The 17,465-nt window shown below is 48.0% G+C and carries 13 protein-coding genes; 6 read left to right on the top strand and 7 right to left on the bottom strand.

Annotation, left to right across the window (positions count from 1 at the left end):
- Nucleotides 1–161 precede the first annotated feature (161 nt).
- Nucleotides 162–1,493, bottom strand: coding sequence for a cryptochrome/photolyase family protein (locus ABXR35_RS18620; RefSeq protein WP_367063543.1), 1,332 nt, complete (start codon nt 1,491–1,493; stop codon nt 162–164).
- Between the two features lie 301 nt (nt 1,494–1,794).
- Complete coding sequence (locus ABXR35_RS18615; RefSeq protein WP_367063542.1) at nt 1,795–2,448, bottom strand: HAD family hydrolase; 654 nt, start codon at nt 2,446–2,448, stop codon at nt 1,795–1,797.
- Between the two features lie 197 nt (nt 2,449–2,645).
- On the opposite strand from ABXR35_RS18615, the gene ABXR35_RS18610 reads away from it, so the two are divergent.
- The gene (locus ABXR35_RS18610) at nt 2,646–2,831 is read left to right on the top strand and encodes a CsbD family protein (RefSeq protein ID WP_367063541.1); all 186 of its coding nucleotides are present in this window, start codon (nt 2,646–2,648) and stop codon (nt 2,829–2,831) included.
- A 183-nt stretch (nt 2,832–3,014) separates the two neighbouring features.
- On the opposite strand, the gene ABXR35_RS18605 is transcribed toward ABXR35_RS18610, so the two are convergent.
- Nucleotides 3,015–3,686, bottom strand: a complete 672-nt coding sequence (locus ABXR35_RS18605) for an NAD(P)H-dependent oxidoreductase (RefSeq protein WP_367063540.1) — start codon at nt 3,684–3,686, stop codon at nt 3,015–3,017.
- Nucleotides 3,687–4,098: 412 nt separating this feature from the next.
- A complete protein-coding gene (locus ABXR35_RS18600) occupies nt 4,099–5,031 on the bottom strand; it encodes a hypothetical protein (protein WP_367063539.1) in 933 nt (310 codons plus the stop codon).
- Between the two features lie 348 nt (nt 5,032–5,379).
- Here ABXR35_RS18600 and ABXR35_RS18595 point away from each other — a divergent pair, with 348 nt between their 5' ends.
- The 4 genes from ABXR35_RS18595 to ABXR35_RS18580 all read left to right on the top strand — a co-directional run bounded on the left by ABXR35_RS18595 (nt 5,380) and on the right by ABXR35_RS18580 (nt 12,794).
- Nucleotides 5,380–6,183, top strand: a complete 804-nt coding sequence (locus tag ABXR35_RS18595; protein ID WP_367063538.1) for a VLRF1 family aeRF1-type release factor — start codon at nt 5,380–5,382, stop codon at nt 6,181–6,183.
- Nucleotides 6,184–6,535: 352 nt separating this feature from the next.
- Nucleotides 6,536–6,955, top strand: coding sequence for a hypothetical protein (locus ABXR35_RS18590; RefSeq protein WP_367063537.1), 420 nt, complete (start codon nt 6,536–6,538; stop codon nt 6,953–6,955).
- A 58-nt stretch (nt 6,956–7,013) separates the two neighbouring features.
- Complete coding sequence (locus ABXR35_RS18585) at nt 7,014–12,083, top strand: DUF4132 domain-containing protein (RefSeq protein ID WP_367063536.1); 5,070 nt, start codon at nt 7,014–7,016, stop codon at nt 12,081–12,083.
- A 237-nt stretch (nt 12,084–12,320) separates the two neighbouring features.
- Complete coding sequence (locus tag ABXR35_RS18580) at nt 12,321–12,794, top strand: DinB family protein (RefSeq protein ID WP_367063535.1); 474 nt, start codon at nt 12,321–12,323, stop codon at nt 12,792–12,794.
- A gap of 453 nt (nt 12,795–13,247) precedes the next feature.
- Here ABXR35_RS18580 and ABXR35_RS18575 read toward each other — a convergent pair whose 3' ends face one another.
- From ABXR35_RS18575 to ABXR35_RS18565, 3 genes are all read right to left on the bottom strand, one after another.
- Nucleotides 13,248–14,450, bottom strand: a complete 1,203-nt coding sequence (locus ABXR35_RS18575) for an ROK family protein (RefSeq protein ID WP_367063534.1) — start codon at nt 14,448–14,450, stop codon at nt 13,248–13,250.
- Nucleotides 14,451–14,565: 115 nt separating this feature from the next.
- Nucleotides 14,566–14,991, bottom strand: a complete 426-nt coding sequence (locus tag ABXR35_RS18570; protein ID WP_367063533.1) for a DUF3139 domain-containing protein — start codon at nt 14,989–14,991, stop codon at nt 14,566–14,568.
- A gap of 352 nt (nt 14,992–15,343) precedes the next feature.
- Nucleotides 15,344–15,979, bottom strand: a complete 636-nt coding sequence (locus ABXR35_RS18565) for an NAD(P)-dependent oxidoreductase (protein ID WP_367063532.1) — start codon at nt 15,977–15,979, stop codon at nt 15,344–15,346.
- A gap of 363 nt (nt 15,980–16,342) precedes the next feature.
- Here ABXR35_RS18565 and ABXR35_RS18560 point away from each other — a divergent pair, with 363 nt between their 5' ends.
- Nucleotides 16,343–17,221 (top strand): NAD(P)-dependent oxidoreductase, encoded by an 879-nt coding sequence (locus ABXR35_RS18560; protein WP_367063531.1) that lies wholly within the window; start codon nt 16,343–16,345, stop codon nt 17,219–17,221.
- The last annotated feature ends 244 nt before the right edge of the window (nt 17,222–17,465 follow it).

The following is a 17,465-nucleotide window of genomic DNA, read 5'->3' as shown; positions in this document are numbered from 1 at the left end:
AATGTCAACAAAAACGACTCTTTATCGCTATATTTTCATAGGGGTTAGGTCATTTTTTACAAAAGTCATCATGATGTAGCCTTCTGATCATTGTAGCTTCTGATCATTGTAGCAGCTGGTCTATCGTCAGCATAATGCTTGTCTGTCAGAATGAATGTCCTTTATTTTTTGCCATTCACAATCTGCTTGTACGTCTCAATCGCCGCTGCGCGTGATTTCTTGAGATCGACGATGGCATCAGGGCGCGGCTGATGAATCTCTTTTGCCGACAAATCTTTCAGCTCTGGTAGCCATTGACGAATATAATCCCCATGCTCATCATACTTCGCAGACTGCGTAACTGGATTGACAACGCGGAAGTATGGCGATGAATTGGCACCCAACGACGCACACCACGTCCAGTTGCCGCGATTGATAATATTATCGTAATCCAGCAGCTTCCGGCGGAAATACTGCTCGCCCAGCGTAAACGGACATTGTAGATTTTTGGTCAAAAACATCGCGGACAGAATGCGCAGACGATTATGCAATTGCCCCGTTTCGTTCAGCTGACGCATCGCTGCATCAATAACCGGAATGCCCGTTTCTCCCTTGTACCATGCTTCAAAATGCCGATCATCCAGCGGCGACAGATCAAATGTCTTTTCGTATTGAAAATAATCTTCATCGTAAATCGCCAAATACAGATAGAAATCGCGGAAGGCAATCTGCCGCACCCATTCCTCGCTATGCTTGTGCCGAATTGCTTCGTTGTACATCTGCCGAATCGAGATCGCGCCAGTGACCAGATGCGGATTCAGCTCACTCGACGGGTCAATGGCATAATAGTCGCGCTCCTCGCCATAATCCTGCACCTTGTCCTTGAGAAACGCATCCAGCTTCGGCTCTGGATCGTCAGCAGGCTCGTAATCATCCAGCTGGAACGGTACCTCAAAGCGGGATGGGAAATCGATCTGCTCCTTGCTGACATGCAGCTCCTTGAGCGATACGGGCGACACCGGATGCGGCTGCTGATCCAGAAAATCGAGCCATTTGCGATGAAATGGAGCGAAGATTTTGTAATATCCATTTTTGCCCGTAAAATCAGCAAATGGCTCCACATCCAGCATCATATGATCAACCAGCAGCGTAAACGCCACATCGCGATCTTCCGCCACCTTACGCAGCTTGCGATCCCGTTCCTTCGCATACGGTGTAAAATCACGATGCGCCACCACCTCGTCGATATCCAGCTTATCCAGCACGTATTCCAGCACTTCCTCCGGCTTGCCGTAGGCGATCTGCAATTCGCGTTGATGCTGTTGATACTGGCGAATCAGCCGCTGTACATGACGCATGAAATTGACGCCGCTATGCTCCTTTTCCCGATGCTTTTTCAACAAAAATGGATCAATAATCAGCAGATGGATGCTTTCATCCCCGGCTTCTTTTACATAGTCAAAGCCTGCCAGATCGTGGGTGCGCAGGTCTTTACGATGAATAAACAGCTTCAATTCGTTGTCCTCCCGATGATAGGAATGGTTGCCGCAGCAGTGTATTCGCTGCTGTAAGCAGACACGTCAAAGGTACGTCTGCTTCTATTGCTTGTCTTGTATATATACACCCTTTTTGCTGCATTGCCACTCGCTTTGCACGCGCAAATGTGTTCATATCCGCATCGAGTGTGCGAAGGAATGTGTGCATACATCACGATACACACAACAAACAGGCGATGCAGCCTGACAACAACTGAATCGCCCATTTCATTCATCTATTGTAGTGGTGAGCTATATCGTACAAGCCATATCGGATAGTCTATATCGCCAGCTTGCCCAGCACATCCGCCAGCGACATATCCTCCATCGAATCCAGCCGCAGATCGTGATGCTCAAATGGCAGCAGGGCAGTTACTGGATTCGGCACAATCGTACAGTGCAGACCCGCCGCCTTCGCTGCTCGCAAGCCATTCAGCGAATCTTCAAAAGCGACCGCTTCGTTCGCTTGAATCCCTAGCTCATCCACCACGCGCAAATACAGCTCTGGATCAGGCTTTACCGCCGATACATCATCACTCGTCTTGATCACTTCAAAATAATGACGCAAGCCCAGTCGGTTGAGATAATATTCAATCCATTTGCGGTCTGAGCTGGTCGCAAGCCCAATACGCAGCCCAAGCTGCTTCGCCTCTGCCAAATACTCCGCCACCCCGCCACGTGCCTGAATCAACTCTACCCGTGCTGGAATCATCTCCGCCACTTCACGTTCGATTTCTAATCCAATGCCCGGCTTGCCCAGCGTCGTCTCGACATACTGGCGAAAATCATCGCTGTGCGTACCAATGCTAGGCGCAAATCGTTCTAATGTCAGCTCCAGCTGATGACGTGCAAGTACTTCCTTATAGCATTCAAACCAGACGGTTTCTGTATCCAAAATCAGTCCGTCAAAATCAAATACCACCGCTTTAATCATGGGTATGAAAGTCCCCTTCCTGTGTCTACCGTTTTCCTGTTCCTACTGTTCTGGCTATTATTGTGGAGAACACCGCATGGCTTGTCAACCAGTGTTAGCTTTTGTTTAATAACTGAAAAGTCAGGGTAATAATGATCAGGCTTCACTCAACAACCGAATATCAAATGATTCAATCATATGAAGAGGAGATGTTCAACATGACAAACCATAACGATAGCGGTCTGGGCGATAAAGTAAAAGGTGCAGTATCCAAAGCAAAAGGCGAAATCAAGGATCAATACGGTAACGCTACCGATAACGCATCCCTGCAAGCTGAAGGTAAGCTGGATAAAGCAAAAGGCGAAGTACAGCAAAAAATCGGCGAAGCCAAAGATCGTCACTAATTGCGCAATACTCAATCTAAACTCTACACAGACCATCGCATGATCTCATGTGCATTCATGTAAAATGACATCACGCATGGTTCTGCCTAAAGCATACAGAAAAAACCGCTCTTGACCTGCAAAGGTAAGAGCGGTTTTTTTGCTGTCATCTATCATAGGATGAAACTTGATCTCATCAGAAGCTTAGTTCAGCCATTCTACCACTTGCTCAACTGTTCTTCTTGCTTTTGGACGCAATTCTTTGTCTGTGCGATAGCCAAACGCCGCCATCACGCTCACACCAAATTCGTTCGCATCCATGACACCTTCTGCTGCCAGCAGCTTGTCAACTTCGGCGAGGTGGAAGCCTTCGATTGGACAAGAATCAATGCCAATCTCAGCAGCAGCGGTCATCATATTGCCCAGTGCAATATAGGTCTGCTTGGATGCCCAGTCAAACAGGCTACGCTCGCTTTCCAGAATGTTCAGATCGCGCTCTTGGAATTCGCGGTAGCGACCCAGCACTTGATTGAATACCTCTTCGCTCATTTGTTTCACTTCCAGCATTTGCTCACGCAGATACGCGGAATCGTAACGAACATTTTTACGCGCCAGGATGATGACAAAATGGCTCGCTGTCGGCAATTGTCCTTGTGCACCCCAAGTTACTTCACGCAGCTTGCTGCGCAGCTCTGGATTTTGCACAACGAGGAATTTCCATGGCTCTGAACCAACCGAACTTGGTGACAGACGTCCTGTTTCCAAAATAAACTGGAAGTCCTCATCGGAAATTTTGCGATCCAGGTCAAACGATTTGGTCGCATGTCTGAATTCATATGCCTCTAGAATGTCCTGTTTTCTTTGCTCTTTGTTCATGTATGGTTCCTCCTATATATTCAACGATTGATAACATACTTACTTTTAATAACAATTGTCAGTATAAGATAGACTACTTAGTATCGTCAACTATTTCCTGCACACTTTCCCTATTGTTTTATATGAGTTGGCTCCTTCACAAGAGGAACCGTTCTGATCTAGCCATACCTCTCCAAGATACAATCAGCAAAAAAGCAGCTTACACCAACGCTTCATTCCTGATGCGTCGGCTCAAGCTGCCTTCCTCAAAACCGATATCGTAGTGCTTTATGATATAGCGGTACTTTCTTGCTGTCGCTATACCTCGGTGTTATCCATATACTTCATTTATGATAGATATACTTCATTGTTCATACAACTATCACACTGGATCCTATGCACAACTGCACGACCAATGTGTCAATCCTAGCTGTTAGGATGCAGGCAGCACAATTGTATATCCACCGGACTCTGCAACTTCAAACTGTAAACCATATTTGTATTTAGCATCATACGGAGTAACGGTTCCAGCAATGTAATGCTTCGTCCCATCTGCAAGCTGTACCAGCATTTTCAGCTGCTTCAGCTGTCGGGCAGTCAGATTATTATCTTCGATTGGCAAAATAATACCAATCGGATCATTCAGTTCACCACTCATATCCACGCTCAGTGTTAATCCCTGCGCACCTGCAGGACGAGCAATCGTCGTATCGATATGAAAAGATACATTGGCATCTTGCTTCACTTTTTGCAGTGTTGTAGCAGGCAGAAGGAGTTTGCCGTACAATCCGTCAATGCGCAAGCCAAAATTAGCGCTGGACATCAGTTGCGCACCACGATTGGTGAGGGTTAGCGACAGATCCGCCGTCTTGATCGGCTCATCATTGGCAGGCATGTTAAAGATACCTGTATCGCCTCCATCTTTGCGCAGCATGTCCGTTGTCAGAGCTGCTTCCTTCGTACCGATAACCACACGATCACCCAGCCACTCATCTTGGCTCAAACGCCGTTCTACCGATAGATTCACCGGACGCGTCCCGCCGGGCTGGTTGCTGACGACAACAGCAGGTAACACCGCAACTGTCGGATCACTCGGCGCATTAGGAAATAAATCCACTGAAGTTGGCGGAGTGGTCGGAATGAATACGGACGAATCGTTTGCAGATACCGCATCATTCACATGATCCGCTGCGGGCGCATGAGCCACTGGATAACTAGCGGAATATACTGTATCCGTACGTTGAAATGCCGAGATGAATGTAGGAGCTAGCACGAGCCCTACCAGCAGAACAGTTGCACTGATGATTTTGCCGGTATTGGTGTTCAATTTCTTACCTGCTGTCTTCAGCTTTTGCCAGATGTTCATACCGTTACTCTCCTTGCTGACCGTTTCTAATATCCGGTCCGGTAAAATATGAATGGTAATTGACAGAGGGACGGGTGGCAAAGGCTATAATCAACGCAACCCCAGAAGGCAAGCGCAAAGTACATCCATGTTATCGCTATCATTATACCCTACTTTTAGTAAGTATAGTGGTAAAAATGTAATAAATAGTAATTTAGTCCCAATTCCTTTTTTTAGGATATACTTATATTATTTATACGGCTAATTTATACGTTTGGTTGATAGTTTTTGTGGAATTTGTAAAAATAGTTTTGAGCCTTTTGTGAAAGGGTAAAAACAGAAGGAACTCTCTTTGAGGAGGTACTGCTAATGGGATTTATGGAAAATTGGAAAGCACTTCAGAAGTATTCTGCCAAATCGGCGGAACGGTTTTTGACCATCTATCTGAACACTGAGCCAACTGCCAACACCCAGCCGGAATGGAAAATACGCCTCAAGAATGGTTTTAAGAAACTCGCCGAGTACACGGAAGCAGGAGAAGAACGCAGATATTTGGACATGCTGCTAGAGCTTCAAGCCAAGGTGGAAGAACGCATTGAGAACAGCAGAACCGAGATGAAAAAAGGCTTGATCATCGTAGCCGACTCGTCAGGCGGACTGTTTTTCTGTGAAAAAGTGCAGACTGGCGTACCCAATGCTTTTTATTTCGAGTCAGAGCCGCATCTGGAAGAACTGGAAGAGCTCATGTCACGTTGCCCCGCTGCCGGTATTGTGCAGCTTAGCAATGACACCGTGACGGTACTCGATAGCTTACTATGCGAAATTAACGGCGAGACGTATTATGAATGGGATCTGGTGCATGATGAGTGGCGCGAGCGTGCGAGTCAGAACACAAGCGACCTGAAGTCAGCAGTCAATAAACAACGTGAAAACTATCCAGAGCAATGGGAAGTCATCCGTCCACGCTGGATCAAGCGACTGGTGCCGATTATTGAACAACTGGCACGAGAGCATCAATGGGAAGAAATCATTCTCAGCGGTGAGAAGCAGCTGGCTTTTCAAGTCAAAGAAGCGCTCAATGCGCGTATTTCCGTCCACGTTGTACCGAAAAATCTTAGTAATATGAAGCCGCGTGACGTACTGCAAGAAGCCTACGCTGTATTGCAGAACTGATATGCGCCTATCTCCAACGATCATTCCGACAGACTCGGCATGATGTTGTATGACAACATTGAACGCAACAGCTCTCCGCCAGATTGAAGCTCACTTCGGTCTGGTCAGGAGGGCTTTTTTTGAATACATGTGCGCAGAATCTACCTCTACCCCCTCGCATACAATCGATACGCTCGCGCAGAGCGTGATGATCTATCATTAACTAATACAAAAAGGAACACTTGTTCCCTTTTATATATTTGTGTTATGTTACATATAACAGTAACATGAGTGTAGAAGGAACCTACATTTAGAAGCTTGATACATACACGTATACCCTCATGCCTGCTTTGACCATGGAAGGAGGAATATGATGAACATCCAAGTCACAGTCAAAAGCCCATCGCGCCGTCGCAGCAGCCTGCATCAGCAGACGATTGCGCTGGACAGTAAACCGACGACAGTGCGAGAGCTGCTAATTCTGCTAGTGCAATCCAGCGTCCGTGCATTTATCGAACGACAGAGCACAGGCAGTCTGTTACCGTATTTGACCGAACAGGAAGTACAGCAGAGTGCGGACACTGGCAAGATCGGATTTGGACATGTGGAGGATACCCGCACACCGGATGAACAACAGGCAATCGACGCCGCACTGCTTGCGTTTGAGGATGGATTGTATCGCGTCTTTTGGCGTGACGAGGAACTGACAGAGCTTACCCAGCCACTAGAGCTGCAAGAGAACGATACGCTGGTGCTGATTCGGCTGACAATGCTGGCTGGACGTCTATGGTAATCCACGAACACTACATCGGGCGTTCGATCCATTACGCCTACCTGAAGGGAGCATTCCAATGTCTAACTGGTATGAAATGACGGTAGATCTCAACACTCGATTCAATGCCATCACAGAAACGATGAAGGGTGAGGAAAAGGAAATTGCTGAACTGTGTGCACAGCTTATACAGGATTTGTATGTGTACAACAACAAAGCATACACAACACTGTGCAACAAGCTAGAGGCAATGAGTAACGGAGACGACAGTCGTTTATTTGATCCGCTGCTGATTGCGGCGAAGCATCTTGTCGGTGAATCGGCAGTTGCGACATTGCAGTATATGATTCAACATGCTGCCGAGTATCCGTATAGTACAGGCTATTTGCGCCGACCGTATCACACCCGCAATATACGTTTACATACAGGAAAAATTATTCAAAAGTTATGCTCCGTGCTTCGGCTGTACGGTGCCAACTTTGATTTGCATGAATATTTGAAACGACCAGATTACGAATGGCATGATATGCCCAATGAGTCAGCCATCGAAGATATGATTGCACAATCGCTCGACGAACGCGATGAGGTCGTATACGAGCTGCTGATGGACATTATACATGGCGAGAATCAGACTGCCCTGCTCAAGCGTTCCATGCTCAAAGGGATACTGATGTCGCATCGTACAGAGTGTTATGACACCGTCGCCGATCTGCTCGTTGCGGCGCGACTGCAAGAGGGGCTTCGCCAGACCATTGCTGAGCTGATGGACGAAGGCACGATCCAAGCGATGACTGTGCTGCTCGGTACGATTATCAAGCACGATCTCATCCGTTACAGCTCGATTGTACGGGCGCTTGATGTATGGACAGGCATGAGTCTGGAAACATCGCAGCAGCGCGTTGCCAAGCAGGTGCTGCAATATGTATACGACGCGTTACAGGACGCAAACATTCGTACCGAATGGCTGGACAGTGAGAACGCCAATCAAATCTATATCAGTCTGTGGGCAACTGCTGTACACGAAGAAAATGACTTGCCTGCACGCTTGCAGCAGGTGGTACAATCTGGCATTCGTTATCGCAAAATCGTCGCGTTGTATGTACTGTCCAATAGTCAGCATAACGAGATACGCTTCGCTATGGCTAGGAAGCTGCTGCATGAAGAGGATTTGAATCCGGCGACCGATCCAGAGCTGGTACATAGTGTGATGGACAATTACGTCTATTGCTGTGAATTTGTATGGGACTTTGTGAACGATCTGAACCACTCTCAACAAGTACTTCGCATCCCACATACCCCCGCATTGGATGACAAGGTAGAGCGTGAGCGCGATTTTGCCCGTATCCATGCACTGCTAGAGATGATGCCATCCTCCGAGCTGTCCGGCACATCGAGTACACTGGCATTTTCGACGTACAACGTAGCGGCAGATGATCTGATCAACCGCTTGCTGTATCTGGCAAGCTATGAGCCTGACCCGGCGCGCGTCGCTCAAGTGTTGGAATTGAAGGATCGCATGTCGCCCGATCTGCGTGGGCGTATTTTAGAACACGTCATTCAGAATGGTGACGATCCGGCACAGCGCCAATTCGTATTGGACGCATTATCTGACAAGAGCATGAGCAATCGGGAAAAAGCCCTACGCTGCGCTTCCAGCTTCACACTGAACGATGAGGAAATTCAGCGTATGGAAGACCTGTTCCGACTGAAAACAGGCTCGCTGCGCCAAAGCGGTATCCGTTTGCTGTTATCCCAGTCAGAGGAACGTTTGGAGCCGGTCGTGCCGCGTCTGCTGAATAGCAAAAACGAATTGCAGCGTCTGGCAGGCTTAGAGCTGCTAACTGAGCTGCAATCCGAATCGTCCAGACAAGAGCAATTCACGCGGCTGGTGCAAGTGATCGAATCGTTCACCCAGCCTACTGCCAAGGAGCAGGTGCTGCTGGACAAGCTGAACAGTCAGCAGGAGGAATATACGCCACAGAACGGGTTTGGATTGTATGATCCGCAGCATCAAGAAGCAGCGCTCAATGAACCGATGAATGTTGACAGTTTCAGCATTGCCGACGATATGCTGATGATGGATACGGAACGGATCAAGCGTATATTCCAAGAGCTGAACGATCTGGTGCATGAGCATCGGAATGTGGAATACGAAGTGATCTATTCCAATAGCTACAAGGCACAGATGCTGATCGGTAATAGCCTGCAAAAAATACATTATCATCCGCAAAGCGAATGGGATGACGAATACACAAGTACGCTGGATGACTATCCACTCGCCGATGTATGGCGCGCGTACTTTGACGAACAGAAGCTAACGGCAAACGAACTGTTGCAGCTGCAATTTTATATTCGATTGGAAGCCTTGAATGGTACGATGCGCGATATTAGCTATTTTTGGTATCACAGTCATTACTTTGCGGATAACGAGAAGCTGCTGGACGGCTGGCGCAGCGAGTATATTCGCTCTGTCTACCCGCTGGATCAGATTCTAGATATTCAACAGACGATAAAAAAGCTTACCTATATGAATCAAGCAGAATCACTACTGCAAGCGATGGCGGACGAAACACAGGATCAGCAATCGTTCCATCTGTGCAATCTGGTTGTACACAAGCTGCTGCAATCGTTCCCGCAAGAACGTCTGGAAGAAGAGTCTCCCTTGCTTAGTCTGCTGATCAATCCGTGGGTGCGTGTATTGCGCGAGCGTCAGACGAACGATGAGCAATTCAAGGAACGCTTCCGTACACTGGACGCTATCGAACGAAGAAGTATCGGGCTTGACCATGCACTGTACGGCTCCAATACGCTGGAAGACTACGCTCGTGCGCACCAGATCGGTTATATTGAAGATCAATCGATCTATCGCCTAATTATGGCAGACCCAGACAATGGCAGACAGATGATGCACGAGCTAACGTCCACCTATGCACGCAGAAACATCGTGGATCGTTTCCCGAATTTGCAGCCGCTGCGGGAGGCACTGCTTGTCCGTGTGCTGGACATCGAAAGCAAGCGTGGTGAGCTGCCTACACCAGTATCTCAACTTGCTGCCAATATTATGCGCTTCTATGGTATGCACTACTTCGTGTCTATTTTGAATCATTTGCAAAAAGAAACCTTTGTGCGCGGCTACATTTACAGCTATGGCGGTCAGCTGACCAAAAAGGAAATGTTCAGCCAGTTGCTGAAAAATTGTTATCCGCTGGAAGGCGAAGACGAACAGCTACTGAAGAAGCTGCTTGAAATGCAACCGGTAGCCGAACGCCGTCTACTGGAAGCGGCAATGTATGCACCGCAATGGATCGAAATCATTGCCAAGCATCTGAATTGGAAAGGGCTACGTAGTGCCGCTTGGTACTTCCATGCGCATATTAACGAAACCTTTTCTGCGGAAAAGGAAACCATCGTCGCCCACTATTCACCGATCACGCCCCAGCAGTTCAACGATGGCGCCTTCGATCTGAACTGGTTCCAGCAGGCGTATGAAGAAATCGGAGCCGAGCGCTTCGCCATCCTGTACGACTGTGCCAAATATATATCCGGTGGCGCCAATCATCGCCGCAGTCAGCTGTTCGCCGATGCGGTACTTGGCAAGCTGGATCTGGAAAAAACGCACAAGCAGGTAGCAGATAAGCGCACCAAGGATCAATTGCTGGCGTACAGCCTGATTCCGCTGGCTGCCGGCGATGCGCGCGATACCGATCTGCGCGAACGCTATGAGTTTATCCAGCTTTTCCTCAAGCAGAGTAAAGCATTCGGTGCACAGCGACGCGCCAGCGAGAGCACATCCGCAGCTATCGCGCTGGATAATCTGGCACGCAATGCAGGCTATGCCGATGTGACGCGCCTGACTTGGGATCTGGAAGCACGTAAGCTGAACGATCTGTTGTTCTATTTTAACGATTATGAAGTGGAAGATGGCTTGCTTGTGCGTCTGAGTATCGGTAACGAGGGTCAGACTAGCATCAACGCCTCCAAAGGTGGCAAGCCGCTCAAATCCATCCCTTCGAGGCTGAATAAGGACGAATATATTGTACGACTCAAAGAGCTGAAAACCGAGCTGAGAGATCAGTATAAGCGTGCAAGGCAAGAACTGGAACGCTCGATGATCAATCAGACCGCTTTCCAAACGGAGGAAATCGTGAGACTGCTGGACAATCCAGTGTTGTCCCCATTATTCCAATCGCTAGTGTTCCGCAAAGTAGCGGACGGCAGTCTGGGCTATCTATCCGTGGATGGCACAAGCCTAGTGACCTCCTTCACACCAGAAGCAGTGAGCCTGCAAGCTACGGACGAAGTAACTGTTGCCCATCCACTGCATCTGTTCCAGAGCGGACAATGGCACGCATTCCAGCATGATGCGATGGAGCGTCAATTCCATGCGCAGCAAGCGGATCGTGAAGATGAGGTTCGTCGTGAGCCGTTCAAGCAGGTGTTCCGTGAGTTGTACCTGCCGAATGCCGATGAGAAAGCGAGCGGTACCATTTCTCGCCGTTATGCGGGGCATCAGGTACAGCCGAGCAAGACCAGCGCACTTCTTCGCGGACGCGGCTGGACGGTCAGTTATGAGGAAGGATTGCAAAAGGTCGATTATCGCCATAATCTAATCGCCAGCATCTACGCGCTCGCTGACTGGTTTTCACCTGCCGATACCGAAGCGCCAACACTGGAGACGATTCAGTTCCACGATCGTTCCACGTACAAACCAATTTCGCTGGAAGAGGTTCCACCGATCGTCTTCTCTGAAGTAATGCGCGATATTGATCTGGTCGTCAGCGTTGCTCATGTGGGCGGCGTCGATCCCGAAGCCAGTCTTACTACCGTGGAACTGCGCCGCGTCATCGTCGAGGAAACGATTCGTCTGATGAAGCTGGACAATGTTACTGTGGATCGCAATCATGCGATCATTCAAGGTAAGCTGGGCGAATACAGTGTGCATCTGGGCAGCGCTATCGTTTACCAGCAAACCGTCGGAGCGATTCATATCGTTCCCGTACACTCGCAGCATCGTGGACGACTGTTCCTTCCGTTTCTTGACGAAGACCCGCGTACAGCCGAGATCGTCTCCAAAATCCTGCTACTAGCACAGGATCACAAAATCAAAGATCCACAGATTTTGGAGCAAATTCATAAGGTATCGCAATAGTCGAAGGAATCTAGAAGGAATTATAAGGAGCTAGAAATATCTAGCAGGATTTCACGGAATTTGAAGCGATTTAGCGAGATGTAACGGCACATATCTGCATGTACCATGCGTTTATTGGTACCTATCCAAATGCTGCAGCATGCACTAGCATTTACTGACTGTTATTAGCACTCAAGAGTAACTTTCGGTGACTTCTCAACTTAGGAATAGATCTCATTTCAAAAAAGGAGCGTTTCTGTGAATCTATATTGTCAGGGCATTTTCAACCAAATGGATATGGCTATTCGCTCTGTACTCGATATCATCGAGACATTGCATGATGACGATCTGCACATTCGACCGACGCCGGATAAAATGTCCATCGGCGAGCTACTTGCCCATATGTCTGTGCTGTGCGAAGCCGACTTTCGGATTGGAGCAGGCGCTTCCGAGGAGGAGATGGATCGCTTTTACTTGGATAGCGAACCAACAATGAACAAACAAGCCATTGCCCACTCGCTTTCTCTGCATTACGACATGTTACGGCAGGGAATTGAGGCATTAACGGATGAGGAACTGCTAACGACCACAACCGCTTATTGGGGCGGTGTTCACTCCCGTTATGAATGGTTGCTGGACACTCAAGCGCATTTTTATCATCATCGTGGACAGCTTCATGCGATGCTCGTTCATGTCCTTCGCAAGGACCCGAAGGTACGGTTGTTTGAATGAATACGCACTACTAAATAACGCCTACTAACTACTGAATATTCATTATTAAATACTCACTGCGAAATATTCGCTTTTAATACTCACTGTGGAATCGTATAAAAAGGCAGAGCGTCTACTTCAAGACGGCTCTGCCTTTTTCGCGATCATATATTAGATTGTGTACTTTGTATTGGCATGACTCAAACCAGCGGATACGTATCCCACTATATTACCAAGGGTTGCTGCGCGAATCTTTTCTCGCTATGTTTCCACGAATCTCTGGATGAATACTTATCTTGCTGCGTTGTCACGAATCGCTGGACGAATCACTTGTCTCACTGTGTTGCCATGCATCACTGGACGAATCACTTGTCTCGCTGTGTCGCCACGCATCGCTGAGGAAATACTTGTCTCGCTGTATTGCCACAGATCGCTGGATGGACACAGTTTGCTTACCTACAAGTACATGCCAACTTACAGCTCATACTCATTCCACACCATCACCGCTGCACCTGTTGATACCGCCGTTTCCTGCAAAATGCCTTTGGAAAACTCCGGCTGGTAGCTCGCGGAATAATAAATATTTTGCTCTGCCACAGCAATCGCCGTATCGTAAAACAGATCATGCGCGCTGATCATCACCCCGCCCAGAATAATCCGCTCAGGGTGCAGCACATTGATCAGATTCGCCAATCCAATGCCCATATACGCCGCCGATTGCGCAAAAATCTCACGCACATACTCATTACCGGATTGCATCGCCTGTACAATGGTCGCAAAATTAATCGCTTCCGGCTTCAATGCCAGATTACCACCCGTCCACTGTTCACGGCTCATCTTGCTACGCGCGCGTACCTGCTGCTCCACTGCCTGCACCGATGCAAAAGCTTCCAACGCGCCATAGTTACCCGTGCCATGCAGCCGCGGTCCATCCGTCTGAATGATCATCTGCCCAATCGAGCCTTCCATATCGACCGCTCCATGTACAATCCGCCCGTTGGACATCATCGCTGAACGCAAACCTGTACCGATGTGCACATACAGCATATGCCGAATATTATCGCTACGCACCATCCAGTGCTCACCAGTGAGTGCTGTATTCGCACCATTTTCCACAATGACCAACAGCTTGGTCGCTTCCTCCAACCAACTGCGTAGCGGCACATCATTCCAGCCCGGCGCGGCAAAATATAGCGGATTCAGAATCCGCCCCTGTTCCCGACTGAGCGGACCTACCGCCCCTACGCCTAGACCAAGCACGAGATGCTTGGGAATTTCATGACGCAGCAGCAGCTCGTCAATCTGCTGCGACGTATGCTCCACCAGCCGCTGCGGCGTCATCTGCTCATCCATGCTCCAGCGTACCATTTCCAATGGTCGCATCTCCATATCGTATAGACCAAGCACCGAATAAATCCGCGAAATATCTAGCCCCAGAATATACCGATGCCCCGGATTGATTTGATATAAAATAGGACGTCGCCCACCTGTCGATTGCCCAAAGCCGGATTCCATAATCCAGCCCTCACGCGTCATTTCATCCAGCAACCTCGTTAGACTGCTGCTCGTCAACTGAAATTGCTCCATAATTTCAGCCTTGGAAATATTGCGCTGCGCAGCGATGCGATCATACACCGCTTTTTTGACCGAAGGCATCCCTTTGATATGTTTTGCCATGTCGCTTCACCATTCCCTATAATTCTTATCGGAATTATTTTTTTCATTATATCCGTTTTTGGTAGGGAATGCTATGTATTTATGTGAATTGTTGATATTTGGGAAAGGAACCAAATCAATTGTCTTCTATATGCTTGAGTGGAGTCGTTCCAATGGGATCACGAATTGCTCCGGTAGTCGGTCGATGCTGCATCTGTTGAATTTTATCATGAGCAAAGTACACATACGTTATATTCGGTTCATCCGCAAACACTACATCCACGTAAAAGCTAGGTAGCATCACTCCCCAAAACCCTTCTACTGACTGCAAATCCTCTAGAGTATAATTCTGTTCTTGTACAAGATAATTTGTCACCCGCTGCGCATAGCTCCATTTGTTATATTGAACATATCCATATGGCGTACCGACCAGCAGTGCAATCAGGATGAGTACTATAATCAGTTTTCGTTTTGATCGAGGACTCATTTTCGGTGGTGGTGTACCATTTCCATTTCGTCCCGGCGGGAATCTACGATCATATTGTGGATGTTGCACTTTCATTAGGAAGCCTCCTTTATCTCGTCATTGAATAGTCTAGTTCGCTCCGACATCAAACTTGCATCGTCGACTTGCATCGGTAACATGTATTTGCTTACACGTCACAGACTGTCGATAGATTCAGCATAATATGTAACGTTGTAAAAATCCATTTTATACCAAAAATAGAATACACGGTATCTTTTATATACTTATATAGCTTTTTTGTAAACAAAAAACGCCTTACCCAATTGATGATGGGTAAGGCGTTTGATCATTCGATTCTCGGTACATCTTTGCATAATGGTTCAACTAGCCATTACCAATACGCTAAGCGCACGCTCGAAACCGATCTGTGTCGCTTTACAATTGAGGATTACTTCGCTTCTGTTACGACGCTAATACGCTCGTTCACATGAGCTGCTTTTTCCGCTTCATCCACGATGGCGATTGCATAGTCAGCATAGCTGGAATAACTGTTGCCTTCACTGTTGACGGTCAGCTTCTCGCCTGCCAGCGTATAGGAACCAGTGCGTGGACCGTTTGGATCGAAGAAAGCGCCTGGGCTAACGAATGTCCATTGGATACCAGACGATTGCTTCAGGTCTTCCAGATTTTTGCCTTGATTGGATGCAGTCGGTTTGTAAGCATCTGGGAAGTCCGGTGTGTCGATCAGACGCGTCGTTTGTGCATCATCTACATACAGACTACCCGCACCGCCGACCACGATCAGGCGAGTGGTTGGATTTTGTTGCAAAATATCGATCAGGTGACGACCTACTGGTACGTGCTGTTCTGCGTCACGGGTACCGAATGCGTTCACCAGTACATCCACGCCTTGCAGATCGCTGGCAGTCAGATCGTTGACTTCTTTTTCTACAACATGCAGCTTGTCATTTTGTACCTTGCTCGCGTCGCGCACAATAGCGACCACTTCGTGACCTCTGCTCAGTGCTTCCTCGGCGATAAGAGAACCTGCTTTACCTGTTGCTCCAATAACTGCGATTTTCATAAAAATAGCCTCCTCGTGATATGGGATGTATATAGGTTCCAACTTGTATACATGTAACGTCTTCCTGTAACAATAATAGTTACATTATGTACGAATGTCAAATTGCACTCATTCATTCCGGTCATATTCCCATTTTGGTACTAAGCTTACTTCGTATCGAATCGCTGATACCAAGGTCTGGTGAAACGGGTAAGGTATATGAGGTAAAATAAATGACGAGAGCCACGTTGTTTGTTAAATACACACGTTTGGGAGCCAATGCGTAGATTGTCGTATCTCAATAACATCGCATTGCCTCTATCTACCATGTATACCCATTCGTTGAAGATGAAACGCCATTTTATGGAAAAAGGAGTTTTGATTATGAGCAATCTGGCATGGATTGGCACCGGGCATATGGGGCTGCCGATGGCACAAAATTTGCAAAAATCGGGGTATTCGGTACACGTCTACAACCGCACCGCTGACAAAGCGGCAGCACTGGAACAGGCGGGAGCCACCCTGCATTCTTCACCGGGCGCAGCGGCAGCCGAAGCAGATGTAATTTTCATTATGCTAACCAAAGGCGATACGGTGCAGCAGGTGCTGGAAGGCGATGACGGCATTCTGAGTCATGTGCGTAAGGGTAGTTATATCGTCAATATGAGTACGATTAGCCCGGGCGAAGCGCGGGAGTTTGCCCAATCGGTTCAGCAAAAGGGCGCTATCTATCTTGATGCTCCGGTATCCGGTTCGGTCGCACCTGCGCAGCAGGGACAGCTCGTTATTCTGGCGGGCGGTACGGCAGAAGCGGTGCAGCATTGTCAGCCGTATTTTGATGTGCTGGGCAAGCATACGATTCATTTTGGCGATGTGGGCGCAGGCAGTTCTGCCAAGCTGTCGATTAATCTGATGCTTGGTATTACGATGCAGGGGATTGCCGAAGCGCTCGTGATTGGGGAACACGCTGGTTTGAAACGCGAGCAGTTGATCGAAATGATCGGTCAATCGGCTGTCGCTACACCGATGCTGAATGCAAAAAAAGATTCCCTGCTGCAAGAGGAATTCCCATCCGCATTCATGATTAGCCTGCTATCCAAAGACCTCGGTCTGCTGATGGACGAAGCACGTCGCGATGGCGTCGATCTGCCCCTCGCCGCAGCCGCCGACCGGACGTTTGCGGATGCGAAGGAGCATGGTAAAGGCGAGCTGGATATGGCAGCGATTTTGCTAGAGCTTCAGGAGCGTAGCCAGCGGAAATAGTCATTAGTGAACGAAGCAGTTATAGATGTAAAAAATGTCTACAACACGTAGAAGAATACAATACGTATATGTGGCTTCATCTGTATTGAGTTTACTACGCATATTAATGATCCACATTCATAAACCAAACAACCGATCATTCCTGTTACGGAACAATCGGTTGTTTGGTTTGAACGCTGTATTGCCATAGTTTGCATTCCATATCAATACTTATATGTTTTATCCACATTTACTTTTTTACGTC

It is taken from the genome of Paenibacillus sp. JQZ6Y-1 (genome assembly GCF_040719145.1).
In the GTDB taxonomy this organism is placed as follows: domain Bacteria; phylum Bacillota; class Bacilli; order Paenibacillales; family Paenibacillaceae; genus Saccharibacillus; species Saccharibacillus kandeliae.
The sequence above is the reverse complement of the archived record's forward strand: the minus strand, read 5'-3'. Positions and strand labels throughout refer to the sequence as shown.

Bases quoted from the DNA above. Each gene is read 5' to 3' on its own strand.
- ABXR35_RS18585 (WP_367063536.1), top strand. From the start codon at position 7,014: ATGTCTAACTGGTATGAAATGACGGTAGATCTCAACACTCGATTCAAT.
- ABXR35_RS18595 (WP_367063538.1), top strand. From the start codon at position 5,380: ATGGGATTTATGGAAAATTGGAAAGCACTTCAGAAGTATTCTGCCAAA.
- ABXR35_RS18570 (WP_367063533.1), bottom strand. From the start codon at position 14,991: ATGAAAGTGCAACATCCACAATATGATCGTAGATTCCCGCCGGGACGA.
- ABXR35_RS18565 (WP_367063532.1), bottom strand. From the start codon at position 15,979: ATGAAAATCGCAGTTATTGGAGCAACAGGTAAAGCAGGTTCTCTTATC.
- ABXR35_RS18590 (WP_367063537.1), top strand. From the start codon at position 6,536: ATGAACATCCAAGTCACAGTCAAAAGCCCATCGCGCCGTCGCAGCAGC.
- ABXR35_RS18605 (WP_367063540.1), bottom strand. From the start codon at position 3,686: ATGAACAAAGAGCAAAGAAAACAGGACATTCTAGAGGCATATGAATTC.
- ABXR35_RS18610 (WP_367063541.1), top strand. From the start codon at position 2,646: ATGACAAACCATAACGATAGCGGTCTGGGCGATAAAGTAAAAGGTGCA.
- ABXR35_RS18560 (WP_367063531.1), top strand. From the start codon at position 16,343: ATGAGCAATCTGGCATGGATTGGCACCGGGCATATGGGGCTGCCGATG.
- ABXR35_RS18615 (WP_367063542.1), bottom strand. From the start codon at position 2,448: ATGATTAAAGCGGTGGTATTTGATTTTGACGGACTGATTTTGGATACA.
- ABXR35_RS18600 (WP_367063539.1), bottom strand. From the start codon at position 5,031: ATGAACATCTGGCAAAAGCTGAAGACAGCAGGTAAGAAATTGAACACC.
- ABXR35_RS18575 (WP_367063534.1), bottom strand. From the start codon at position 14,450: ATGGCAAAACATATCAAAGGGATGCCTTCGGTCAAAAAAGCGGTGTAT.